We start from the raw sequence: 21,673 nt of genomic DNA, 5'->3' as shown, positions 1-21,673 counted from the left end.
CTGTCTGTCGTTATCTATCCCTTTGAAGGGAAAGATTATGCCGACGCAAGTATCAGCAGATCTCACAATCAAGGAAGCCGCACATCTTGCTGGAGTTGCCCCAAGGCGGATCGAGAAGGATTGCGAAGAGGGCATCGTTCCAAGGCGTAAGACAAAGCTTTGGATGCGCAAGACCGTAGCTGCGCATGTGCCTATGCAAGCGGTAGCTTATGCGCGGGCCATGCAGTCGCTCGATGGCATCAAGATGGAAAAGAAATCGAAGCGTCTGGTTTGGAAGTTCTTGCGAAACTCGAAGACTGACAAGTTTGGGGCTTTGGAGCTCTCGCCGGGTCTGACGCTTCACCTTGAACCGCTCGTCACTGAGGTTTGGGATCGAACACGAGTCTATCTTGAAACCAGGCATGAGCACTTGGCCGTAGATCCAGATATCTTGGGCGGTGAGCCGATCCTGAAAGGGACACGCATTACCTGCCAATCCGTTCTCGGGCGCATTGAGGGTGGCGAGACCTTGGACGACTTGGTCGAGGACTATCCCGAGATCAGCAAGGAGGCGTTCGAGGCCGCGCTTGTCTATGCAAAAGCGCATCCGCCCCGGGGAAGACCAGCTTCCGGCAAGCCTTGGCGCAAGGCGGCATTAGCCTAAATCATGCGGCTCTTTCTGGACGAATGCCTGTCACCGCGTGTGGCGAACGAGCTCATGGCGGAGGAGGGCTACTATGTCGTTCATCCGCGCAATCAGGGCGGGCTCGGTGAAGCAGATCATACCGTGCTCGCCCGTTGCATCGAACACGACCTCATCATTGTCACTGAGAACGCACGCGACTTTCGTGCACTAGCGTCACGCGCTGAAATACACCCTGGCATGATCATCTTGCCATGCCTCGGCAGAGTACAGGCGAAGGCGCTTATCAAAGCTGCCATCGCACACCTCAGAACACTCGGCGATCCTTCGGATGTGATGGTCAACAGGGTTCTGGAGGCCGAAGCTGAGAGGACCATGATGTTATATGACTTGCCGGAACAATAGCTATCCGCTCGGACCGGTCCAATCGGCCCGCTTGGCGCGGAATACAAAGACTGTTCCGGTAAAGGGGTCTTGGGCCAGTGCCGCCTGCACCATCGAAGCCAATCCATCGTGTCCTTTACGGAAGTCCACCGGCCGCGTTGCAATCAATATTCGAACGCCTTGCGATGGCATCAGCATGAAGAAGCTTCAAGCGCATGGGCGATCTCTGCAATGCGAGAGGCAGATGTCTGCAGCGGCAGTTCTATGACGATCTCTCGAAAGATCAATCTGATCGCCTCATTCGGAACAGTCAGAGCTTCTGGCTCTTCCGGCCCAGCAGAAACCACCAGTGGAGCGAAAAGCGGCTCATCGGCCTCCGGCGCAGGTAGCAACAGCTTTCCTTGCTTGGCCTGTCGACGCCACGCCGATAGCTGGTTCGGAAGGATACCATATCGCTCAGCGACAGCGTTCACCGTTGCACCGACCTCAAGCGTGTCCGCAACCGCCTGTGCCTTTGCGGTATCCGACCAACGGCGGTGGCCGGACGCATAAATCTCAGCGCCAAGCGATCTGAGAAACGAATTTGTAGCGCACATTGCGAAACGCACTCCCCATCATAAGATGAGTTCGTTCTCGCAGCGCGGATCACACCCTACAACGTGACCCCGGGACACCGCTTACGAAAGATCTCACCCCAACCGTCACCACGGGCCCTCTGCGCGCTTTGCGCCGCGTCTGGCAAGCGGGCACCCCGATATCCGCGTGCCCATGCGCGAGATCGACCTGCACCCCAAGGCAGGGGAACCGCCCGTCACCGTCTATGACAGCTCGGGCGGCTTTGTCAGGTTGTAGGAAAGAGTCTGGGTTTATCGGTGGCGTCGCAGACCACGCAAACTTTAGCTGGGAGTGCCGGACAGCCTGTCAGCGGACACACTGATGCTGCGAGGGCGGCGAATTTCTGAAGGCCCCTTTTCCAGCCTGCGCAAGGGCCATTTTCAAAGAAGTTGTTCGCCAAAGACCACCTAATTTTGTCTGATTTATAGATTGACTAAATTACTCAGGAAACTTACGAGGTGGGCATTCGCCATTTTTTGAGGCCGTTTCCATGACCCTTCGCCCCCTCCTCGGCGCCACCGCGCTGAGCTTCTTCGCCGCCAGCCTTGTGCAAGCCGATCCGATCACTCTGACCGATATCGCAGGTCGCGAGGTCACGGTGGATGCGCCGGTAGATCGCGTGATCCTGGGCTAGGGGCGGCAGGTCTTCTTCGCCGCCGTGCTGGACGGCGAGAATCCGTTCGAGCGCGTGGTCGGCTGGCGCGACGACTTCCGCGAGGCTTCGCCCGAAAGCTACGCGGCCTATGCGGAGAAATTTCCAGAGCTGGCCGGCATCCCGACCTTTGGTGGCTTCAAGGACGGCACTTTCGATATCGAGCAGGCAGTCTCACTGGAGCCCGATGTGCTGATCATGAACCTTGAGGCGCAGGCGGCCACCGAGGAGGCCGGCTACGAGGAGAAGCTCGCCAAGCTTGGCATCCCTATTGTCTATGTGGACTTCCGCGAGCAGCCTTTCGAGCACACGCCCCGCTCCATGGAGATCATCGGCCAGCTGTTTGGCGAGGAGGACCGTGCCGCAGAGTTCAACGCCTTCTATGCCGAGCAGATCGCCCGGGTGACCGACGTGATAGAGGCAGGCCGATCTCGACCGGCCGTTGACCTTCGTCGAGCGAGCAGCGGGGTATTCGGAGGAATGCTGCATGTCCTTCGGCGACGGAAATTTCGGCCGTTTCGTCGAACTGGCCGGCGGCGAGAACATGGCCAGCCCCTTCATCGCCGGGACCTTTGGCACGGTCAACGCCGAGCAGGTCATTGCCTCGGACCCAGAGGTGATCGTCGCCACCGGCGGAAACTGGGAAGCCTACGTGCCTGGCGGCGCCTGGATCGGGGTGGGGCCGGGCGCCGACGCGGTTGAGGCGCGTGCAAAGCTCACCGCGCTGATGGAGCGCCCGGCCTTCACGGGCGTCGACGCTGTCGAAAGCGGCCGTGTGCACGCAATCTGGCACCAGTTCTACAACAGCCCCTACAGCTTCGTGGCGGTGCAGCAGCTGGCGAAGTGGCTGCACCCAGAGCTGTTCACCGATCTCGACCCTGAGGAGACGCTGAAAGAGCTGCATGCGCGCTTCCTGCCGGTCGACTACGAGCCCGGATATTGGGTATCGCTGCGCGACGACACGACGAACTGACACCCTGGGCGGCCGCAGGGCCGCCCCACACGCGAGGTTCGCCATGTCGGCCGTGATGAGTAACTCCACCTTTCATGCTGAGGGCTATCGTGCCGGCGTCGCGCGACGGCTGGCGATTCTGCTCGGGCTTGCAGGATTGCTCGTGTTGTCGATCGCGGTTGACGTTTCGCTCGGCCCGGCGCGTTACCCTTTGGGAGACGTCTTCCGGACCATCTTCGCGCCGGGCGCGGCGGAGTTGCAAATGCGGGTCGTGATCTGGGATATCCGGATGCCAATGGCGCTTCTGGCCGTGACTGTGGGTGCAAGCCTGTCGCTGGCCGGGGCGCAGATGCAGACCATCCTCGCCAACCCGCTGGCCAGCCCCTTCACACTGGGCCTTTCGGCGGCGGCAAGCTTTGGCGCGGCGATGGCGATGGTGCTGGGCGTGGCGCTGTTCCCGACCGCGGTCGAGCTGATGGTGCCACTCAACGCTTTTGCCATGGCCATGGCGGCGTCACTCTTGATCTTTGGCCTATCGACGCTGCGTGGCGTGACGGTGGAGACCATCGTGCTGCTGGGCATCGCGCTGGTCTTCACCTTCAACGCCGCGCTGGCCCTGATGCAGTATTTTGCGTCCGAGCAGGCACTCGCGGCGGTAGTCTTCTGGACCATGGGCAGTCTGACCAAGGCGACTTGGGGCAAGGTGGCGGTCACTGCCGCAATTCTGCTGGTCTGCACGCCGCTCTTCGCCCGCCGAGCCTGGGCCCTGACGGCGATCCGGCTGGGAGAAACCCGGGCGGCGGCGATGGGCGTGCCGGTTCGGCGGTTGCGGCTGGAAGCGCTGCTTCTCGTATCTTTGCTGGCGGCCGTGCCCGTAGCTTTCGTCGGCACTATCGGCTTCATTGGCATTGTCGGTCCCCATGTCGCGCGATTACTGCTGGGGGAGGACCAGCGCTTCTTCTTACCGGGTGCGATGCTGTCGGGGGCCGTAATCCTTTCGGCGACCTCGGTGCTGTCCAAGGCAATCCTGCCTGGCGCTGTCTTGCCGATCGGCATTATCACCGCGCTGGTCGGCGTGCCCTTCTTCGCGGCCCTGATCCTGACAAAGGGCCGCAAGTCATGGTGAGTTTGGCTCTGGAGGAGGTTGGGGCGCGCTACGGCCGCAAGCAGATCTTGACGAAGGCCACGACACCGGAGATCGCGGGTGGCGTGCTGACCGCGCTCGTGGGGGCCAACGCCGCCGGCAAATCTACGTTGTTCCGCAGTATTGCCGGACAGCTGCGCGGGGCGGGGCGGGTGCGCCTGTCCGGGGCCGAGATGGGCGATCTGCGCTACATGCCACAGGACACGGCGATGACCGCTGCCCTGACAGTCTACGAATCCATCATCCTCGCTTTGAAGCAGGGCAAAGCCGGCTGGCGTCTGTCGCCGCGCGAGCTGGCGGCAGTCGACGCGGTGTTGTACCGCTTCGGCATTGATCACCTTGCGCAGCGTCAATTGCCCGAGCTGTCTGGCGGGCAAAGGCAGTCCGTCTCGATTGCACAGACGCTGGTGACGCGGCCGAAGCTGGTCTTGATGGACGAGCCGACCTCCGCTCTCGATCTCTACCGCCAATATGAAGTTCTCGAGGCGCTTCGCCGCTACGCCGAAGAGACCGGGGCGGTGGTGATCCTGGCGCTGCATGACCTGAACCAAGTAATGCGCTCCTGCACGACGACTTTGGCGCTGGCCGAGGGGCGCATCCTTGCGACCGGGCCCACACTGGAGGTTCTCACGCCTTCGCTGATACGCAAGCTTTACGGGATCGACAGCAGGGTCGAACGCTGTTCGCAAGGTTGCCCGATGATGATCGTGGATGGCCCTGCGCCACAGAAAACCGGGCAACAAGCAGGAATCTGATGACTAATGGAGGCCGCCGACCACCGGTCCGCGGGTCCGAGTGAGTGGCGTGGCGCGAAGCATGGAGGTCCGCTTTGCGAATGCCGCCCCGCGGAATTTGCAATCGGCCAAATGTCTTGTGTGGATGGCTCCCGCATAGCAAGGCTTTAATGTGACCCTCTGCACCTTTTCAGAAGCGGTCTTGTGTCCGGCCTGTTTGCGCGGTCTTGACCGCTGGCCCTGATGGGATCCGCGGATCAGGTTCCTAACTGCTTTGCGGGCAGAAACGCCCGGGACATTCGCCGGAGTGTCCTGATCGTCGCGGCTGAAGGGTACACCATCACATCGTTGGTCTTGCTATCTCCTTGTTCCTTTTGCGGTCAGGCGGCGTGTGGCCTGTAGGGTTCGTTTCTGGTCAGGACCGCCCACATGATCCGCGCCGTCTTGTTGGCCATGGCGACCGTGGCGAGGCGGGTTGGTTTTCTTTTCAACAGGTCCGCAAGCCACGGATCGGCGCGCTCGGGGTGATTGGTGACCTGTCGGACGCGCGATGTCATGCCGACCACAATGAGCTGCCGCAGATATCGGTCGCCCATCTTGGTGATCTTGCCCAATCGCTCCTTGCCGCCGCTTGAGTGGTTGCGGGGTGTGAGCCCCAGCCAGGCTGCGAACTCTCGTCCGCTCCGGAACTGGTGGCCTGAACCTATGGTGGCCGCGACGGCCGAGGCCGTAACAGGCCCCACGCCCGGGATGGTTTGCAAAAGCTGTGCCTGTCGACTCAGGCGGGCTTGGATGCGCATGGTGATCTCGTACCATCGCAGCCGGTTATGGAGCTCGACGAGCTGTCGGCTGAGAACCCGCAGGACATCCCAGGCGAGTTCCGGCAGGTCGTCGCTCGGGCCTTCGATGACCCCTTTCGCAAAATCGATGGCGCGCGCGACGCCCCGGGCGATGGTGATGCCGAACTCCGCCGCGAGGCTGCGCAACATGTTGATGAGTTGTGTACGTTGGCGGACCACAAAATCGCGCGCCCGATGCAACGACAGCAGAGCCTGTTGCTCTTCGGACTTGATCTCGACGAAGCGCATCGTGGGCCGGGACACCGCCTCGCAGATTGCCTCTGCGTCCACGGCGTCGGATTTGCTGCGCTTCACGTATGGCTTCACATACATCGGCGGCATCAGCCGGACCGTATGCCCCAGTTTCGAAAGCTCGCGCGCCCAGTGATGGCTCGAAGCACAGGCTTCGATACCGACAAGACACGGCTCGAGGCGCTGGAAGAAAGACAATACCTGAGCCCGGCGAAGCGGACGGTTGAAGGCGACTTGTCCGACATCGGTGATGCCATGCACGTGAAAAACGTCCTTGGCCAAATCCAGGCCGACGGTGGTAACTTGCATCGGGTGACTCCTCTCAATCGCAGATTCTGACACCTGCAGTATGGCGCATTGCGACGCCGGGGAGCGGGAGCCATCCACCCCATCTGTTTTGGGCCGTTCGCAATGTTTTGACGGTTCGGGCGCAAAGCAGCCGTTCGATCCCCCGGACCTCAGTGTTCGCAAAGGGCCGTTTGCCGCCGCCGCTTAGTAGCGATTGCCAGTGGAAACGGGCAAAGCGACTGCAAGTGGTTCGCGACTTGCTGCACCTTGTGAAGTGACAGTCCCATCTCCGAGATGAAATCCATCTGTAGATCCAAGGGGATTTCAGAAAAAAAAGAGAACGTTGGACCCATCGCCGACTGAGCAACGTCGATATCAGAGATTGCGATGGCAAGCTGATATGCAGAAAGATCTTCGCTGTAGGGAGCGTTCACAGTTGCGAGAACCTTAGTTGTAACGGACACCGTCATTTGATTACCTGCCTGACCCATATGATGAACTGCATTGCTCCTGCCGCTGAAAGGTATGCGCATCGCTACCCGCCGCGCAAGAACCTACGCTGACCTACAATATGAGCAATCAAACGCGGTCAAAGCCATAATAAAGAACCAGGGGTTACAGGATAGAACGCGTTTATCGATGGGCTGTTTTGACGTCAACGTCACGTAGACCCGCCTAGGAACTGTTACCCATACGGCCAGTATTAATTAGTGTAACAGCCCTCAAGAAAGTTATTTTCGGAGCGCGCGAAGAGTATTTTCCCTGCAGCGCGCCCCTGAGGAAGCCAATGCTCTTCCTATTTCCGGTTCGCCCAAGAGGACAGAAAGTCTGCCGGGTCAGGCATTCGAATGTTCCAATCTGCAAGCTCCCGCACATTTTCGGGTAGCAGCTGCTTGAACAGTTTCAAATAAGTTCTCGTTTTTTCCACGCAGGCGAGGCTTGCAGCGTTGTCTTTGACTTCCTGCATCGCAATCAGAACAGGGTTTACTTGGTCCAATTCCCATTCCTCGTATACATCGAGGATATCTCCATGAAGCCAAGTTGCTTCAGTCATCAGAATTGCATGGGAAAAATACACCACATAGTATTGGTAGCTTTCTGGGCAGGGGAACATCGACCTGCGATGTGCAGTTTTGTCATGACCCTGCGATAAATAGAAATCAGAAATAATCCGTGCGGCAGCAGCCTTTTTTTCTTTGGGTAGGTCTTCGGAGAACACAGCTTTTATCTCGTTGTCGCCCTGCACATAGAAGACTGGGTCGCCATAGTCGTGGCTTGGGAACTGGTCTACGCTAGCAGTTACAGAGAAATACACTCCAATAATATCGCCTACCTGTGCTTTCTCATGAGGAACGATATGAGGCTCAAAGGAGGGCCCGCCGATATAGTTGACGGTCTCTACTTGGAACGGGTTCGCCGAACAATTTACTTGGTCAAGGTTGCAGGCAGAGGTGAGCTTTTCAGCGTCGGTTTCGAACGTGAGCGGCTGGGTTGTGTTTTGGGGTGAAGTAGATTTTGAAGAAGACATGGTCCGCTTTCCTTATGTTTTTGTTCAACAGCGTTGGTGCTGTATTCATGATGTGAGATCGATTTCAGTGGCGCGGTAACGCCAAGTGAGATTTTTTCCGGTTTTTTTTGAATGGTGTTCGCGAACTCCTTTCATTCGGCGGGGTGTGGGCTTTCGGGCCTCAAAATGGAGATCGGAACGATTTTCGGCGCGCGGTTGCATTACGTAACGTCAAGGGTGGCTTGATAGGGCGCAGACGGTGAACCGGACCCACGGGCCACCAAGACCTCAACTGGACAAAAGGGTGATGCTCAAAGGCCTGTCGTCCTGCGCGTTCTGTATGGACGCGCAGAACGACAGGCCTCCTTTGCAAAGGTTGGGAGGGTCGGGCTGGGTGCCATTCACTCCTTCAAGAAAGCCCTTCAGATGACATATACGAACAACATCCCTCAGATTTCTGGCCTGCAGCTGTTTGAAAGCGTGGCCCCGACAGCCGTTGAACAACTTGCCCGGCAGTTCCACCGTGCGGGCCTTTGTAACTCGAATGATCTGCTCGATGCCCTGGCCACGGGGTTGAGCGCATTTGCCCGCGCGCGAGGCATTGCTCTGTCAGAGGAGTTCAAGCGTGTCTGGCCGGGCGCATTGGATGTGCTCAAGCAGAACCGCTGCGAGGATGACTGGGAGAAGCTGTTGCCGCAGGAGGCGACCGCGCCCAAAGCCCCTTCTCGTCAGATTGTGCGGATGAGCGCTCAGATGCTGCATGTGCTAGAAGCTGCCGAGGCCGCTGGCATGCGACCCCCGACCGCGACCTGGCTGGGCGTTTGGATTGTGACGGCCGCCGTGATCGGGCATTCGGGGCCGTTGGACGCCGATCTCAGCCTCGAAGAGCTGGCGGAGTGCTTCTGAGCACCAAGCTTATTGGGGTCTGGCGCCCCGATGAACGGGCTGCAGAATGTTGGTGAGCAGGACCTTGAGTTGCCCCTGCGCATGCCGAGAGGTCGGGTGCACTCTCTGCGCTTTCTCGTGGGCTTTTACGAGCCGTCGCAGATGCAGAACGGGAACGTCGTAGAGTTGTGCGACATGCGTGAGCGATCGGGCATGATGCATCTCTGAATAAGGACGTTTGGCACTGCTGCGCTGGAGACCGGCGCAGCAGTCACAATACTCATCGAGATGAAACGCTCCCGCTTTATCAAATCGTCCCGCGGGGTGCGAGAGCCTCTGTCTGCGTCGATACGCTTCAAGCGCAGCCTCGAGCTCATCTGCTGAGTAGCCGCGCTCCGCAGCGATTGTTGCTATCATATCCTCAGGCATCCGGGTCTCCTGTTCACGGCTCAAGCAGGGCAGGGGCCCTTCTTCCGAAGCTCTTGAGAAGAAATAGGCACCGCTGATGCCGTGCCAAAACGCGGAGGAATATCCTGCGCCAAAAGGGCGGAGCCCCCTCAAAAACACCCCAAAACTGCCCGGCACGGGCTCTTTCATGTGTTTCCTAATTCTCTTGTTTCAAAGCAGCGTCTATTTTTGTTTAGAACCAATGAGTTGCGGTGTTTGTGACGCAAAAACCCCGGGTTATGACGCAATTTCCCGGTGGTTTGACGCAAAAACCCCGGGTTTCGACGCAATTTCCCCGGAACATGACGCAATTTCCCGGGCGATCTTTTGTGCGGAAAACAAGATGAGGCAGGGGTGACCCTCAGCGAGTGTTTCTGACTTCCAGCGTGCGGGCCTATGAAGCCTGCTCAGAATCCCGTGACGATCACGCCAGGGCGTTGACCGTGCAATGCCGCGCCTGTTTCAAAACTGCTTCGGATCGCTGCGAGTGGCTGCGCATATTCTCAGTGCATGCAGGCCCTTTTGACGAGACGGGTGTGACAGCCTTCGCGCTGTCGGACGTGTGTTGGGGCCGCCGAGAAATTTTTGCAGAGATGTCATTTTTCTATCTCACCGGATTACCGCCCCCAAAACTTCGATCCGATGTCCCTGTCATGGGCACTTTCAACCCCCGCCCATTTAAGGAGAACAAAATGTCTAAAGAAGTACCTCTCACCCTAAAGCCTTCCTCCTTTCCGCAACATGCCGTCGAAAAGTGGCGCCTGCTTGTAGACGCGTATCTCGAGAGCCCGTCAGAGGCAGAAGAAGGTGATCTGTTGGGGCTCGACATCGGGCACGTGCTTGCTGGCGCATCCGGATATCCTGCCTCGGAAGTTCAGGCCTCCTTTTTTCTTGAAGGGGGCGTCTGTGATGCTCGTGTCATGAACTTTCCGACCCGTAGTGCCGGAAACTGCGTTCTGGTCGAACGTGCTGTCGAGCGTAGCGTAGATATCGGTTCTATTTTCATGTTGTTTTGCCACTGGGATTTCTCCAGTAGACAGCTGAATACTCTTGTCTTCCGCGACTTCACTCTGATTTACGATGGTCTTACGGTACAGGGCGCGCGCTACGTTTCTTCGAAGGTGAAGCTGATCCTCCATGAGGAAACAAACGGAAGAACGCCTGCGCAACTCAAGCAGGATATCGAACTGTGCCTCAACGGCTTTGCGAGGGCCCGCGACGGACTTAGTCGTGTCAGGTTCACTGTAGATCTTGAGGCCTGAGCGCTCGGGGCCTAAGCCCCTGCTATGATGCCGAAGTCTCGCCCCTTCTTCCGCAGGTTTTGCCGGGGAAGAAGGGGGAGAGGATCTCAAAGGGGGATGGGCGTAGCCTCTGCCAAAGCTTCGGCCGCCCCTCGAGAATAGGAAGCAGCGGCACCTGCTGCGCAAAAACGGAAGAAGGGGAGGGGCCCTTCTTTTGCATTTTTGCAGAGCAGTCGGACCCCAAAGTTGCCCCCCAAGAGGGCGAATGAGATTTTCATCCGGAGACTTCGAGCGGCTCGTAGTACTCCGTTTTTGTGCTCTTTCGGATGTTTCTGATGATCTCGCATAGAGCTTCGAGAATATTTCCGGCCTAAAGGCGGTCTTGTTTTTGGAAGGGATTTGCCGGGGTCTATGTCCTTGTGATCTGCCCCCAGCAAGTGGTCCGATTTGATTGTTAGTGCATGGTGGGCCTCTGGTCTATCGGGACCCTGCTTTCAGGCGCTGGAGGACCATATCCCAGTGCGCTGTGCGGCCTGACTGTATTGTAGTGGCGCCGCCACCGTTCGATCAGGATTTGAGCCTCTCGCACTGTGGTGAAGACCTCACCATTGAGCAACTCGTCCCGGAAACGGGCATTGAAGCTCTCGCAGTAACCGTTTTCCCACGGTGATCCTGGCGCAATGAAGGCTGTCTTGGCGCCCACTGCGTCGATCCAAGCCCTCACCTTCTTGGCAATAAACTCCGCGCCATTGTCTGACCTTATGAATGCAGGAGGGCCGCGTAGGATGAACAGATCAGTCAAGGCGTCGACTACATCCGTTGAATTGAGCCGGCGATTGACCTTGATCACCAGCGCCTCCTTCGTGAACTCATCGATGATATTCAGCGTGCGGAAGACCCGCCCGTCGTGGGTTCGATCTTGGACGAAGTCATAGGACCAGACATGGTTCGGGCGCTCCGGTCGCAACCGAACGCAGGACCCATCGTTCAGCCAGAGCCGACCCTTCTTTGGTTGTTTATGCGGAACCTTCAGCCCCTCCCGTCGCCAGATCCGTTCAACACGCTTGTCGTCTAATAGGTCAATGCGATTTCCAGGTCTTTTTTGTCGCGGTGCTCCCATAGCGTTGTCGTCTTCGAGGTCAGGTGTTCAGAACTGCCTCACAATGGCGCCATGCTTGAAAGTCTCTCGATGTGATTCACGCTGTCATCGCCGATGTCGGGGCGTGCAGCAAAGCGCGTCGCGAGATGACTTTGGCCAGACCCGGAATGTGCCTGGCATTCGGTTGTCTCAAGAATTATGTGGCGAGGCTTCTATTCTCGAACATCGTGTTAGTTTTCCACATAGTCAGAAGCGTAACAGCCAGTTTGCGCGCCACTGCCACGCGGGCTTTCCAGCTTCCGGATCGGGCGCTCAATCGCAAACCCCACTGCTTCAACGCAATCGATGGTGACGTGCGATACAAGATCACTGTTGCGGCTTCGAACAGTAGCTTGCGGGTGAGGCGATCTCCCGTCTTTGATATTCGCCCTCCGATGTCGACTTCACCCGACTGATAGCGCTTGGGCGTCAGCCCAAGATAGGCACCGACGTCGCAGGCCGAGCGGAACCGAGTTGGATCGTCCACAGCTGTCACGAAGGCGATCGCCGTAAGACTGCCGACACCGGGGGCACTTGAGACAATCCGGCAGGCCTCATCTTCTTGTGCGAAGCGCGCGAGTTGGCGGTCAAATGCCCGGCGCTGGTCTTTGAGACCGGACAGCACCGACAGAAGGCTTTCAAACAGATCGCGCAAAACGGCATCGTCTGGCAATGCCCGACGGACCGACTGCTCAAAGACCTGCCCTTTGCCCGCTGCCAACTGTAATCCGAAAGTCTTGGCCAAGCCTCGGATCTGGTTGATCATCATAGTGCACATGCGCACGATACGCTCCCGCGCTGTCAGAACGGCACGCATTCGGTAACGGTCAAAGGACTTGATCGCCACCGGTTCATACCAGCCACTGTGTACCAAACGGGCAAGCCCGAAGGCATCGTTGCGATCCGTTTTGTTGGCTTGCAGCTTTAATGCGGCAGCAGCACGCCGTGCGTGAATGCAATCGACTGCGATTTCTTTCTCCCGCAGGGCATGCCAAAGCCAGACAGCTTGAGGACCTGTCTCCATACCTGCCCGCACCAGGTCTGGGGCCTTCTCACGCATGATCGTTGCTATTGCGTCGGCCGAACTGGGCACGCTGCCTTCCCAAACACGTTGCCCGGAATCGTCCACAACGCAGACGGCCGTTTCTTTCATAGAAACGTCGAGTCCCACAAAATGCTTCATCTTCTCCTCCATGCTGATGAAAGCGATAGAGTAACACGAGAGCTATCCCTCGGATTACGCCATGTGGTTCACATGCCAGCCGCTGTTGTTCAGCATCCCAGTGATCATGCGATACCCATAGCGCCCGAACTCTCGCGTCAGTGCGACAATGTCCTCGGTCAGCCGTTCTTCGTCTGGCAGGCCGATGGGCACCTTGCGCTGCGTCGAGCGATGCTGCCCCAATGTGCGACAGACCCGGCGTTCAGATACGCTGAGGGCCTGCCGCACATGGTTAATGCACCGGCGGCGACGGGCGGGGCTCAGAAGTTTCCCCGGGCAGCCTCAGTCAGGATCAACTTGTCCAACGTCAGATCTGAAACCGCACGCCTGAGCCGGGTATTCTCTGTCTCCAGCTCTTTCAGCCGCTTGAGCTGATCCCGGCTCATGCCTCCATACTCTTTGCGCCATCGATAATAGGTCGGCTGCGTTACGCCAATCTGACGCACAGCATCCGCAATCGAATGACCTTGCCCTTGCAGCACTTCTACCTGCCGCAGCTTCAGCACGATCTCTTCGGGTTTATCTCTCTTTCCAGCCATCTCTGGTCCTCCTGAAATGGGATAATACTATCCCAGTTGGTGGACCACTTCAGTGGGGGCACTCCAGATGCCCGCGCGACAGCTGAACTATTGGGCGTTGATCCTTCGACCCTTTATCGCTGGTCGAAGGGGCAGGTGCCCATCGGTATGCCACCCTTTCCGAAGGTACTCGATCTATCGAACGGCCGGGCAAATTCCCGCAGCCAGCGCTGGCGTCGAGCTGAGGTTCAGGCTTGGCACTGCCACCAGGATCTTCCGGTTTATGTACGGCGATCGCCGGTCTTCGGCGCGCTTATCCCGACAGCATGAGTATTATCGCCTGAGTGGGGGGCAAAGAAATGGTGCGCCGATTTCCAACACAAGAGACCCGGACCATATGGTCCGGGTCTCTTCGTCTATGTGCGATGAAGCGATGGATGGTTTAGGGGTTGGCTTTGTCGCTGAACTCGGGAGTGACCGTGGTCTAAGCCGGCGCGTGGTTTTCCGGGCCTACGGTTACAAAGAAGATTTTGTTTCCGACGGCTTTGAAGGGCAATTCGTCCGAACCGGTGGCAAGCTCACAGATGATTTCGGCGCCCAGCAGGAAAGCGATCATCGGGTCATCAACGCGCAGTTCGGGCGGCAGAACCATCGTATTTGGCATCAACGGTTTCTTGGTTTTGAATGTCAGGAAAAATGACCATCCGTTACCTTCGTTCTCAAGAGTAAACCGCTCGAGCGTATGAATAGACATATGCTCGGGGAATTCGGGGGAGCGGTAGCTTGAGGGCCACATCCCTTTTGCGCGGAGCGCCTCAAGGACAAGATCTTTATAACACTTCCATGGCGAAGGTGTGGTCTCGATCATAGTCGTTCTGAACTTCATCTTACTCTCTCTTTCTGATCCCAACCATTGGTGCTGGGGGGTTAATGAAAAGATAGAGACGCGGTTTGCGCTCCGGTCCTGCTCTTTGTGAAGACCGTGAGGTGATGTCCTGCGCGGCCCGTATGACTAATTTGGGCGCGTTCAATCCCGCGCGGAAACGCGATTAAGACAAATCTAAATTTTTTTTGGATGACCTTAGGTCAAGCAGCTCGGTCGGAAGCATCAAGATGACCGGCCTGCTTTTGTCCGGGCCTCAAAGACCAGAAAAACTTTTCAGCGGTTTTGAAACGGCGTTCATTTTCCCTCTGTCCTTTTCACCCCTGAGAAAGATGGAGTGAGGATGACAAAGACACTACCCACCCCGCGGACCGACAGCGTGCTTTTCTTGCTGGACCGCTCTTTTTTGATCCGGCGCTGGCAGCATGGCAGCGATCCCTTTTTTTGGCGTTACGAGAAACTGGGTCGGCTAAGTTCTGTCAGCGATGGTACGAAGCAGCGCTACACGTGGGATGCGGTCTTCAAATTTGAAGGCGGCCTGCCGCCCGAGGGGCTGCGCGCAGAGTATCAAAGCCACCTGCTGACGGAGTATCAAACGGCAGGGCTTTGCTCAGTCAAACCTTCCTACATCCTGAGTGCCGCGCGGTGCGGAGATCTGCCCTGCCGGCGCATTGGTAGAGCGTACCGGTTTGTGCCCATCGAGATCGAGGCTTGGCAAAGAAAACGGTTCGTGAACCGCAAAACGCTGAAAAAATTGAACAATAACCAAGATGAATGAGACGGGGGGTGAGCTTTATGGTCCAAACTTCGTCCTCCGTTCCGTTCATTCAGCATGCATGAACGGCCGGGTACCCGAATGAACATCAAAGAAAGGCAATGAACGATGAGCAGTCAAAATCCCATTATCCTAAAATCCCTTAGGGACGTGCAGCACGTACTTCCCTCTATCTATTCCGAGGCTTCTGCAAAGACCCTTGATGCGGCATTGCGCAAGGCCGAACGTCTCACGGGGCGCAAACTTTCGCAACTGCCAGCAGATGAGAACGACTGGTTCCAGAGGTCCCGTAGCATCATCTGGGCGGGTGAGTTCCGGGGCGTGACCCCTGGGGATCAGCAAGACGCATTTGAGACTTGGGTCAAGAAGGTCGCCGCGATGATCCGGCGCGCGCACTGCCATGTTGCGCAGCCCGTGGAGGTTGTCGACGAGCGGCGAGCCTGGGACCAGGTCGTTGGTTATGCTGAAGCAGTGGAGAACACTTTCGACGAGAGCGGGGACCGCATCCTTCCAAATTATTTTGCCCGCAGCATGGAAACTCTTCGCGCGCGGTGTACCGCGGTTCACCCCGCAGCGCTGACAACGGAGGCCGCGAAAAGAGTCCTCGAAGCTTGTCGGTCGGACAAGGTGACTTCTTTCCGGAACTCGATATCAGCATTCAATACGTTGATCCGTGATCGGCATAGGCATGCGGCAATTGCTCACCTGATCCCAACAGCGCCAATCGGGGCCTTGCCCCTGCTGCGGGACCCGGCGCTCGATTGGGGCAAGTTCTCCGAGGCGTTCATAGCCTCCCGTGATCGGGCCATCTTGCGGGCTGTTCAGCCGGACCGGGCAGAGCGGCGAGACCGCTTCCAGGGGCGCCTGGGAAAGAACAAGCTCGGCTCCGCCGGGGCGCGGAAAAGACAGCGGAAAATCCGGAACACCGGTAACGCTACGAAAGGACATCTCAATGCTTTGAGTTGGTTGATCAGGCATTCTTTTCCGAACCGGGAAGAAGCTTACGACTTCGATGCTATCGAGGAGATATTCCAACCGGAGATCATCACGCGCGCTGTGGCGAATTTTATTGCGCGGGCGAAGGCGTCGGCCTCGCTCCTCGACCCGAACGATACGGCGTCTGCAGGGACGATCCTGTCGCGGCTTCAGACCCTTGCCGCGCGAAACGGCTGGTCTGACGATGTCGTGTTCGAGATCGAAGACGCCCGCTTTGATCAAGTCGACAGCTATCAAGCGCGTGAGATGTCAAAAGAGCGCGAGCAATTTGTCAAGCTGGTGCAGCGGGATCCGTCTGTTGCCCGTGCCATCGTCTCCGGGCCGCGTCGCCTGGCCGCAGAGGCGCAACTGGTTTTTGACGATTGGAAGAGCCAGAAGGAGCGCGTCAAAGATGAAGCTTTGCATTTATCGATGGGGGCAGCACTTCTTGCGCTGCAGTTGGCCCGGGCGGTGAGGAGCAAAAACCTCAATCTTCTGCTTATCGACGGTCCGGACGCTGAACTCATCCGGCCTCTGCGCGAGAGCCGACCTTGGCTCGATATCACTCGAGGGCGGGTCAAGAACAGAAGGCCGATCGAGGGAGAGATTCCGGACAGGCAGTGGCAGGTTATCATCGAATGGCTCGACCGCGGCCTGCCTCGATGGTGCGAAAAACATGGGGTGGATGTCGATGCCAACACCCTCCTGTTGCCGGGGCCAGCGGGGGTGCTCTCCCGACAGTCCTTTAACCGGATATGGAACCGGTGTGTGAGCCGGATCGGCGTCCCGGGGCTCAAGCCGCATTTGATGCGCCATGTGGCGGCGACGATCTGGCTTGCGGCGAACCCGGGCGACTACGCGACCGTCGCGGCCTTTCTGTGCGACAGCGTGAGCACCGTCGAAAAGTTCTATGCGCGAGGGGAGGGGGCGGCTGCGGCAAAGCTCTTTGCAGAAGCCTTGGAAGCTCTCGACCCCACCCTGAAATCTTTCATATCGAGAGGATGAACTGATGGTGACAACAAACCCACGCGCAGAAGGTCTGGCGCAGCGCATGCCGCATGTACCGGACAAAGTCGTAGCCAAGATGCAGCTGCATCTCATAGTCACAGGAACGCTTCCCGAAAAGGGGATGCCAGCTGTGCTCGAAGATTTTTTCTCACGTCTCGAGGCGGCGGGCCTGCCGCCGGAGCAGGCGACTGAGACGATCTTCCGCGCGGCGGGCAGGTCGCGGAGCCGGTTCCGGTGCCTGATCAATGCGCTGCGGCACTTTGCTCCTGAGGTGCCTTTGGCAGCATCGGTTCAAGTCAAACAGGACTGGGACCGATGGCTGAACAGTCGGTACAACAAGAAAGCCAAAGTGGCCCGGAGGTCGGCACGTGTCGGGTTGCCGCCGGAAGAATGGCCGGAGAGCTGGTCGCAGGCTCTGCCGTGCCTCGAGCGCAGCGTCCGTCCTTACGGCGAGCGCTTGCGAAAGCTTGGGCCCGAGACACAACAGAGCGTGATCTCGGCGGTAGGCCTTCTGGCACGGTCAAGGATTTGGGCTGAGGAGCGCGGGGTCAATATATCCGATGAGCCAACTGAAGAGTTGTTCGAGGTCTTTCTGCATTACTTGCAGGAGGAGCGGGAGGTCGGCTTCCGCACGGCCCGGGACTATTTCGAAAGGCTGCGCATGTTTTTCCTTCGCGCCGGCGCGTTTGATGAGGAGGGCCATGACGCAGTCTGTGCGTTGATCAGTGCACTCGGTCAGGAGGCCGCGGAAAATGATCCGGGAAAATGGGCTAAGCTTCGCGCGTTCCGTCGGGAGTTCACCCTTGCCGACATTCTGAAAGAGGCGCGAAAGTCATGCGCCGCCGCCCGGGGGTTTCCGGGCAATTCGACGGGGGCATTCAAGCTGCGGCAGAAGGGAATGATCTACGCACTACTCGTGAACGCGGGTGATCGTCAGGGTGATTTGAGGCACGCCAGGATCGGGGTTGAGTTCGTACGCGATGAGAGCGGCGACTGGCGGCATGGCATTCGACAGAACAAGACTGGCAACAAAAAGGAGGTGGATCTGCTTTGGCCCGGGACCTCAGCCTTGATTGACCAACATATCCTCGGCGACCGGCCCGCGTGGCAGATGCAAACACGGCTCGCCGAGGTCGAAGGGATGAATCTTTTGACGCTGTCGGACAGGGTGGTCAATCACGGGTACATCAACCGGCGCCTCGCGCAGGATTTCAAAGTACACGGTCATCTTGTGCGTACCCTGATTGCTGATCTCCTGCGCCGGGTTCGACCGGATGCACTTTGGGCTCTGCAACATATGCTCGGCCACGTGAGCCAGACCATGCAGCGGGTTTATCGGTCGGAATTCGACGAGAGCCGCGCGGTCATGGCTTTTGATGATCTCTATAGTCAATTGTCTGAAGGAACACCCAGCACCCTTCGGATGACCCATGGGGCCCCAGTTCATCGTCTTGTCGACAGAAGCTGACGCTGGCAGGTGAAAGGCAGGACATCCCGGGCCAATACTTTCTCAAAGACGACGAGATTTCTTCTGTCTCCTTCGGGTTCATCCCAATTCCTCCTTGGGAAGGCCAAGACCGGCCTTTTTCGAACTTCAAAGAGGTCCAGGAGAAAGGGTACCGAAGTCATGAGGAAAATCGTCATCAAACCCGGCAATGCGCTGCGCATCGAGGAGGCGTTGAAACAGGTCAACGGGCGGGCGAGAGCCCATGCGATTACCACGGCACGTGCCGTGGAGGCGCTCGCGCACGAGGTTGAGCAGGCCTTTATCGAGCGGGGGGCCACGAAAAAATCTCTGCTGGGGACGCAGGTTCAATACAGGCCGGGCGGGCCAGGAAACTCTTATGCGAAAGCGGGTCTGCAAGTTATCACGACGTCGCTTACCCTTGAGCGTGGGTCCACGCATTGGGCGCTCGTGGGGATCGAGCGGGAGACGATCTGGGCAAGCGACAAGAAGAAAAGCCATGTCGCACTCTCTGAGGCGGCGATCAGGAAAATTGCAAAGGCCGCGCTTGGGGACCTCAATATTGTGGGTGCCCCCTCCTGCCGTTTCGAGCCTCTTTTGCAGAGAGCTTTGACCGTGGCCTGCATGCCTTGCCGCAGTTCGCATGAAAAGCTTGCCATTTTGAAAGTGTTAGAGACTGAGCTGCCCATCTGACATGCGCCAGAACCGCTCATTTCAAGGCGGTCACATATCACATACTTCTCGTGTCTGTGGATGGCTGGGTGTCACAGGCGCGGGACACCCCCCTTTTTTATGGGAGCCGGATCATGGGATCTCCTCGCCTTGCCATGTGTCCGCCATCCCTGAACGGACATGGGGCACCTTTGCGCCAAATTGAGGCCAGCGCCGGGCCGTCCGGTCACCGGGCCGACCGCAGGATGGCGGTTCTCGCGCATACCACACGCACGCTGAAGGTTTTCTGACCCCGGCCCCTCCGTGAAGGTCATCGCGGGCCCAGAAACTAAGGCCCGGCGATCCGCCTTTGAGGCCGAGGTCGCAGCTCTGCGGTTCGTCCCTCGCTGGGGGGCGGGGGTGGAATGGGCTTTTCCAGGGTCGGCCACATGTCTCCTGTGCGCTCTTTGGCGCATACCTGTGAGTCCCCTTGTCTCTTCGAGGCGATGGACGGAAGGCAGCCCGGAATAGGCCGTTGCTACGATCCCACCGGGGGGCTGCCTCCTCGATCCGTGCCTCCATGTTTCCCCTCCGCACCGCGGTAGCGGGGGATGAGATAGACAATCTCGACCTTTTCAAGATCCCGTCGTTCCACGGGGGAGGGGCGCTCTCCCCGAGCACTTGCGCGCCCATGGGCGCGCGCAGGTCCATAGGGGCGAGAAAAAATATTCAATCTAAACAATGCCTTGTCGCCTAAAAGGGAGGAGTTGGCACAGAAAGTTGCTCAGGGCATTCCCGTCGCCATTCGGTTGATCCGATCTCATGATCAGGAAGGCCGCAGTGGCCTTCCTTCGATTGGGAAAGGATACGTTCATGACGAACGATAATGCGACACCTCTGGATATAGTCGTTCTCTTGGCTCTGCTGGCGAAAGACCGTTTGTCGCCGGCAGGGATAGTTTGGCTATATGACCGCCTGGACGGGGAGGAAATAATCGATTTTTCTCTCGAGAAACACCCTGAGGGTTGGGTTTGGGGGCTGTCTTTCCGAGTCCCTGAAAAAGACCGGCACCTCTTTGGATCGAGGGTGGACCATCCGCGCCCGAAACCGCTGCCCACAAAGCGGCGCGCCTTTCTCGCTGGCGCAGCAGCGCTCTGTGACTTTTTCACCTGTTCTAAAGAGTTGCCGTTTATCGCAACGGATACTCAACTGATCGTCACAGGCTTTGGCGACGGCGGGTGCTCGGAAGATTCCACTGAGAGATGGCTGGGGCCTTGGGTCGACGGCGCGCCCGTTACTGCCACTTCATAAGCAAGCGCATGCGGGGGGCTCTGCACCCCCCCAAGCCATGTAACTTTGACCTCCCCCTCATAAACCTTTTGGAAAGAACAAAATGACACAAGAGAATACTTACCTGAGCCGAATGTCGGCTGAAAGAGATGCAGCTGAAGAAAAGCTTGCCGCTACCCGTGCCGCACTTGCCACCGACCTGCGCAGGGCGGGTGTCACCGAGGCACGCGTCTACTACGAAGGCTACAGCGATTCCGGTAATATCGAAGGATACCACCTCACGCCTTCAGATATCTCCCTTTGCGATGATCTGCATGACCGCCTGGAGAATTTCTGCTGGGATTTTGCCTATTCCTATAACCCCGGCTTCGAGATCGACTGCGGCGGGGGTGGTGAATTGGAATGGGACCTGCAGCGGGACAAGATCGATCTAAGCTACTGTGACTACGGTTACGAAGAAGCCGAACCTGAACTCCATAGGGATCAATAATATGGCGCATCCTCTTCATCATGCATTGAGTTCAGCGCGCCGCTTTGGTGGTGAGGCGGCGGACTACCAGGCGGTTCACGATTGGTATGATGCCTCAAAAGAGCATATGGCGTATTTTACGCACCGTGCGTTGCGTCATCACACCCAAGGGATCTTTGAAGCAGAGCGGGTATTCGGCCGCTCGTTGACCAACAGCGCGGGCCGGGTCATCCCGGTTCGCTGGATCGGTGAACAGCATGTAAAGGAAGATTGCCGTGGCAGAATCCCATCGCTCTATGACTGGCTGGGGCGCATCCAGCAGGAGAGCTGGATGGCAAATGGCCACATCGACGACGATCTGACGCATACCGGTAGCGATCCACTTGCAGATTGGATGCAGGCTGTCAGTTCCCGGCAAACCATCCTCGGCTTTGAAGAGTGGCTTGAGAAAGCCCGCATGGAACGCCTGGTTGCAGCCGCTGCGTGAAGACCTTCTTTTGTTGTCTTCTCTAAAGCCTTGCCGTTTATCTCAACGGATACCGATTTGATCGCGCCGAGCTTTGATGAGGGCGGGATTGCTGAGGATTTCACCTTGAAATGTCTGGGCCCCTGCCTCGATGGGAGCCCGACACTTTCACCTCATAAGCGCGCGTGCGGGAGGTTGTACCGCCCTTGGGAAGGGCAAAGCTGCTGTGACTGTCCGCTCCATTTGCACGC

The 21,673-nt window shown here is 58.0% G+C and carries 23 protein-coding genes and 4 pseudogenes; 17 read left to right on the top strand and 10 right to left on the bottom strand.

The features are described 5' to 3' along the window. Positions 1-37 precede the first annotated feature (37 nt). Together ACGYK9_RS16655 and ACGYK9_RS16650 are read left to right on the top strand one after the other, a co-directional pair. Positions 38-643 (top strand): DUF433 domain-containing protein, encoded by a 606-nt coding sequence (locus tag ACGYK9_RS16655; protein WP_394414171.1) that lies wholly within the window; start codon positions 38-40, stop codon positions 641-643. Between the two features lie 3 nt (positions 644-646). Continuing rightward, positions 647-1,027 (top strand): DUF5615 family PIN-like protein, encoded by a 381-nt coding sequence (locus ACGYK9_RS16650; RefSeq protein WP_394414168.1) that lies wholly within the window; start codon positions 647-649, stop codon positions 1,025-1,027. Here the strand turns inward: ACGYK9_RS16650 and tnpB are convergent, their stop codons facing one another. Continuing rightward, positions 1,028-1,198, bottom strand: coding sequence for an IS66 family insertion sequence element accessory protein TnpB (gene tnpB / locus ACGYK9_RS16645; protein WP_394422607.1), 171 nt, complete (start codon positions 1,196-1,198; stop codon positions 1,028-1,030). Then, the gene (locus ACGYK9_RS16640; RefSeq protein ID WP_394422604.1) at positions 1,198-1,614 is read right to left on the bottom strand and encodes a transposase; all 417 of its coding nucleotides are present in this window, start codon (positions 1,612-1,614) and stop codon (positions 1,198-1,200) included. Before ACGYK9_RS16640 ends, tnpB begins: the two co-directional genes overlap by 1 nt. A gap of 107 nt (positions 1,615-1,721) precedes the next feature. Between ACGYK9_RS16640 and ACGYK9_RS16635 the strand changes: the two are divergent. From ACGYK9_RS16635 to ACGYK9_RS16610, 6 genes and pseudogenes are all read left to right on the top strand, one after another. Further along, positions 1,722-1,846 (top strand): annotated as a pseudogene (locus tag ACGYK9_RS16635) (hypothetical protein); the annotation flags it as partial. Positions 1,847-2,111: 265 nt separating this feature from the next. Continuing rightward, complete coding sequence (locus ACGYK9_RS16630; protein WP_394414159.1) at positions 2,112-2,255, top strand: hypothetical protein; 144 nt, start codon at positions 2,112-2,114, stop codon at positions 2,253-2,255. A 216-nt stretch (positions 2,256-2,471) separates the two neighbouring features. Then, positions 2,472-2,654: pseudogene (locus tag ACGYK9_RS16625) on the top strand (ABC transporter substrate-binding protein); the annotation flags it as partial. A gap of 106 nt (positions 2,655-2,760) precedes the next feature. Continuing rightward, positions 2,761-3,246 (top strand): hypothetical protein, encoded by a 486-nt coding sequence (locus ACGYK9_RS16620; RefSeq protein ID WP_394414208.1) that lies wholly within the window; start codon positions 2,761-2,763, stop codon positions 3,244-3,246. A 55-nt stretch (positions 3,247-3,301) separates the two neighbouring features. Continuing rightward, the gene (locus ACGYK9_RS16615) at positions 3,302-4,351 is read left to right on the top strand and encodes a FecCD family ABC transporter permease (RefSeq protein WP_394414156.1); all 1,050 of its coding nucleotides are present in this window, start codon (positions 3,302-3,304) and stop codon (positions 4,349-4,351) included. Then, the gene (locus tag ACGYK9_RS16610; protein ID WP_394414153.1) at positions 4,345-5,124 is read left to right on the top strand and encodes an ABC transporter ATP-binding protein; all 780 of its coding nucleotides are present in this window, start codon (positions 4,345-4,347) and stop codon (positions 5,122-5,124) included. Before ACGYK9_RS16615 ends, ACGYK9_RS16610 begins: the two co-directional genes overlap by 7 nt. A 359-nt stretch (positions 5,125-5,483) precedes the next feature. Here ACGYK9_RS16610 and ACGYK9_RS16605 read toward each other — a convergent pair whose 3' ends face one another. The 3 genes from ACGYK9_RS16605 to ACGYK9_RS16595 form a co-directional block, all read right to left on the bottom strand. Further along, complete coding sequence (locus ACGYK9_RS16605; protein WP_394414150.1) at positions 5,484-6,503, bottom strand: IS110 family transposase; 1,020 nt, start codon at positions 6,501-6,503, stop codon at positions 5,484-5,486. A gap of 149 nt (positions 6,504-6,652) precedes the next feature. Beyond that, positions 6,653-7,015 (bottom strand): hypothetical protein, encoded by a 363-nt coding sequence (locus ACGYK9_RS16600; RefSeq protein ID WP_394414147.1) that lies wholly within the window; start codon positions 7,013-7,015, stop codon positions 6,653-6,655. A gap of 263 nt (positions 7,016-7,278) precedes the next feature. Next, positions 7,279-8,010, bottom strand: coding sequence for a hypothetical protein (locus ACGYK9_RS16595; RefSeq protein ID WP_394414145.1), 732 nt, complete (start codon positions 8,008-8,010; stop codon positions 7,279-7,281). A 405-nt stretch (positions 8,011-8,415) separates the two neighbouring features. Here ACGYK9_RS16595 and ACGYK9_RS16590 point away from each other — a divergent pair, with 405 nt between their 5' ends. Further along, positions 8,416-8,895 (top strand): hypothetical protein, encoded by a 480-nt coding sequence (locus tag ACGYK9_RS16590; protein ID WP_394414142.1) that lies wholly within the window; start codon positions 8,416-8,418, stop codon positions 8,893-8,895. 9 nt (positions 8,896-8,904) lie between these two features. Here ACGYK9_RS16590 and ACGYK9_RS16585 read toward each other — a convergent pair whose 3' ends face one another. After that, positions 8,905-9,471, bottom strand: a complete 567-nt coding sequence (locus tag ACGYK9_RS16585; RefSeq protein WP_394414139.1) for a hypothetical protein — start codon at positions 9,469-9,471, stop codon at positions 8,905-8,907. 542 nt (positions 9,472-10,013) lie between these two features. On the opposite strand from ACGYK9_RS16585, the gene ACGYK9_RS16580 reads away from it, so the two are divergent. Continuing rightward, positions 10,014-10,583, top strand: a complete 570-nt coding sequence (locus ACGYK9_RS16580) for a hypothetical protein (protein WP_394414136.1) — start codon at positions 10,014-10,016, stop codon at positions 10,581-10,583. Positions 10,584-11,016: 433 nt separating this feature from the next. On the opposite strand, the pseudogene ACGYK9_RS16575 reads toward ACGYK9_RS16580, so the two are convergent. The 4 genes and pseudogenes from ACGYK9_RS16575 to ACGYK9_RS16560 form a co-directional block, all read right to left on the bottom strand. After that, positions 11,017-11,637: pseudogene (locus tag ACGYK9_RS16575) on the bottom strand (IS3 family transposase); the annotation flags it as partial. A 220-nt stretch (positions 11,638-11,857) separates the two neighbouring features. After that, complete coding sequence (locus ACGYK9_RS16570; protein WP_394414133.1) at positions 11,858-12,883, bottom strand: IS110 family transposase; 1,026 nt, start codon at positions 12,881-12,883, stop codon at positions 11,858-11,860. A gap of 66 nt (positions 12,884-12,949) precedes the next feature. Beyond that, positions 12,950-13,461: pseudogene (locus tag ACGYK9_RS16565) on the bottom strand (transposase); the annotation flags it as partial. 463 nt (positions 13,462-13,924) lie between these two features. Then, positions 13,925-14,308 carry a hypothetical protein gene (locus ACGYK9_RS16560; protein ID WP_394414130.1) on the bottom strand — a complete coding sequence of 128 codons (384 nt, stop codon included), beginning with the start codon at positions 14,306-14,308 and terminating at the stop codon, positions 13,925-13,927. 358 nt (positions 14,309-14,666) lie between these two features. Here ACGYK9_RS16560 and ACGYK9_RS16555 point away from each other — a divergent pair, with 358 nt between their 5' ends. From ACGYK9_RS16555 to ACGYK9_RS16525, 7 genes are all read left to right on the top strand, one after another. Further along, complete coding sequence (locus ACGYK9_RS16555) at positions 14,667-15,101, top strand: hypothetical protein (protein WP_394414127.1); 435 nt, start codon at positions 14,667-14,669, stop codon at positions 15,099-15,101. A gap of 105 nt (positions 15,102-15,206) precedes the next feature. Continuing rightward, entirely contained in the window at positions 15,207-17,078 is a 1,872-nt protein-coding gene (locus ACGYK9_RS16550; protein ID WP_394414124.1) for a hypothetical protein, read from the top strand. Between the two features lie 4 nt (positions 17,079-17,082). Beyond that, complete coding sequence (locus ACGYK9_RS16545) at positions 17,083-18,549, top strand: hypothetical protein (protein ID WP_394414121.1); 1,467 nt, start codon at positions 17,083-17,085, stop codon at positions 18,547-18,549. Between the two features lie 159 nt (positions 18,550-18,708). Then, positions 18,709-19,239: a hypothetical protein gene (locus tag ACGYK9_RS16540; protein ID WP_394414118.1), complete on the top strand. Its 531-nt coding sequence runs from the start codon at positions 18,709-18,711 to the stop codon at positions 19,237-19,239. An 831-nt stretch (positions 19,240-20,070) separates the two neighbouring features. After that, positions 20,071-20,508: a hypothetical protein gene (locus ACGYK9_RS16535; RefSeq protein WP_394414115.1), complete on the top strand. Its 438-nt coding sequence runs from the start codon at positions 20,071-20,073 to the stop codon at positions 20,506-20,508. Between the two features lie 82 nt (positions 20,509-20,590). Continuing rightward, entirely contained in the window at positions 20,591-20,977 is a 387-nt protein-coding gene (locus ACGYK9_RS16530) for a hypothetical protein (protein WP_394414112.1), read from the top strand. Between the two features lies 1 nt (position 20,978). Then, positions 20,979-21,443: a DUF6915 family protein gene (locus ACGYK9_RS16525; protein ID WP_394414109.1), complete on the top strand. Its 465-nt coding sequence runs from the start codon at positions 20,979-20,981 to the stop codon at positions 21,441-21,443. Positions 21,444-21,673 lie beyond the last annotated feature (230 nt).

The organism is Sulfitobacter sp. 1A15258, from assembly GCF_043557045.1.
GTDB classification, from domain to species: domain Bacteria; phylum Pseudomonadota; class Alphaproteobacteria; order Rhodobacterales; family Rhodobacteraceae; genus Sulfitobacter; species Sulfitobacter faviae.
This window is presented reverse-complemented; position numbering and strand designations above follow the sequence as displayed.

What these genes read in the sequence shown, in the direction of transcription:
- ACGYK9_RS16655 (WP_394414171.1), top strand. Translation starts at nt 38, where the DNA reads ATGCCGACGCAAGTATCAGCAGATCTCACAATCAAGGAAGCCGCACAT.
- ACGYK9_RS16650 (WP_394414168.1), top strand. Translation starts at nt 647, where the DNA reads ATGCGGCTCTTTCTGGACGAATGCCTGTCACCGCGTGTGGCGAACGAG.
- tnpB (WP_394422607.1), bottom strand. Translation starts at nt 1,198, where the DNA reads ATGCCATCGCAAGGCGTTCGAATATTGATTGCAACGCGGCCGGTGGAC.
- ACGYK9_RS16630 (WP_394414159.1), top strand. Translation starts at nt 2,112, where the DNA reads ATGACCCTTCGCCCCCTCCTCGGCGCCACCGCGCTGAGCTTCTTCGCC.
- ACGYK9_RS16620 (WP_394414208.1), top strand. Translation starts at nt 2,761, where the DNA reads ATGTCCTTCGGCGACGGAAATTTCGGCCGTTTCGTCGAACTGGCCGGC.
- ACGYK9_RS16615 (WP_394414156.1), top strand. Translation starts at nt 3,302, where the DNA reads ATGAGTAACTCCACCTTTCATGCTGAGGGCTATCGTGCCGGCGTCGCG.
- ACGYK9_RS16610 (WP_394414153.1), top strand. Translation starts at nt 4,345, where the DNA reads ATGGTGAGTTTGGCTCTGGAGGAGGTTGGGGCGCGCTACGGCCGCAAG.
- ACGYK9_RS16605 (WP_394414150.1), bottom strand. Translation starts at nt 6,503, where the DNA reads ATGCAAGTTACCACCGTCGGCCTGGATTTGGCCAAGGACGTTTTTCAC.
- ACGYK9_RS16600 (WP_394414147.1), bottom strand. Translation starts at nt 7,015, where the DNA reads ATGCGCATACCTTTCAGCGGCAGGAGCAATGCAGTTCATCATATGGGT.
- ACGYK9_RS16595 (WP_394414145.1), bottom strand. Translation starts at nt 8,010, where the DNA reads ATGTCTTCTTCAAAATCTACTTCACCCCAAAACACAACCCAGCCGCTC.
- ACGYK9_RS16590 (WP_394414142.1), top strand. Translation starts at nt 8,416, where the DNA reads ATGACATATACGAACAACATCCCTCAGATTTCTGGCCTGCAGCTGTTT.
- ACGYK9_RS16585 (WP_394414139.1), bottom strand. Translation starts at nt 9,471, where the DNA reads ATGAAAGAGCCCGTGCCGGGCAGTTTTGGGGTGTTTTTGAGGGGGCTC.
- ACGYK9_RS16580 (WP_394414136.1), top strand. Translation starts at nt 10,014, where the DNA reads ATGTCTAAAGAAGTACCTCTCACCCTAAAGCCTTCCTCCTTTCCGCAA.
- ACGYK9_RS16570 (WP_394414133.1), bottom strand. Translation starts at nt 12,883, where the DNA reads ATGAAGCATTTTGTGGGACTCGACGTTTCTATGAAAGAAACGGCCGTC.
- ACGYK9_RS16560 (WP_394414130.1), bottom strand. Translation starts at nt 14,308, where the DNA reads ATGATCGAGACCACACCTTCGCCATGGAAGTGTTATAAAGATCTTGTC.
- ACGYK9_RS16555 (WP_394414127.1), top strand. Translation starts at nt 14,667, where the DNA reads ATGACAAAGACACTACCCACCCCGCGGACCGACAGCGTGCTTTTCTTG.
- ACGYK9_RS16550 (WP_394414124.1), top strand. Translation starts at nt 15,207, where the DNA reads ATGAGCAGTCAAAATCCCATTATCCTAAAATCCCTTAGGGACGTGCAG.
- ACGYK9_RS16545 (WP_394414121.1), top strand. Translation starts at nt 17,083, where the DNA reads ATGGTGACAACAAACCCACGCGCAGAAGGTCTGGCGCAGCGCATGCCG.
- ACGYK9_RS16540 (WP_394414118.1), top strand. Translation starts at nt 18,709, where the DNA reads ATGAGGAAAATCGTCATCAAACCCGGCAATGCGCTGCGCATCGAGGAG.
- ACGYK9_RS16535 (WP_394414115.1), top strand. Translation starts at nt 20,071, where the DNA reads ATGACGAACGATAATGCGACACCTCTGGATATAGTCGTTCTCTTGGCT.
- ACGYK9_RS16530 (WP_394414112.1), top strand. Translation starts at nt 20,591, where the DNA reads ATGACACAAGAGAATACTTACCTGAGCCGAATGTCGGCTGAAAGAGAT.
- ACGYK9_RS16525 (WP_394414109.1), top strand. Translation starts at nt 20,979, where the DNA reads ATGGCGCATCCTCTTCATCATGCATTGAGTTCAGCGCGCCGCTTTGGT.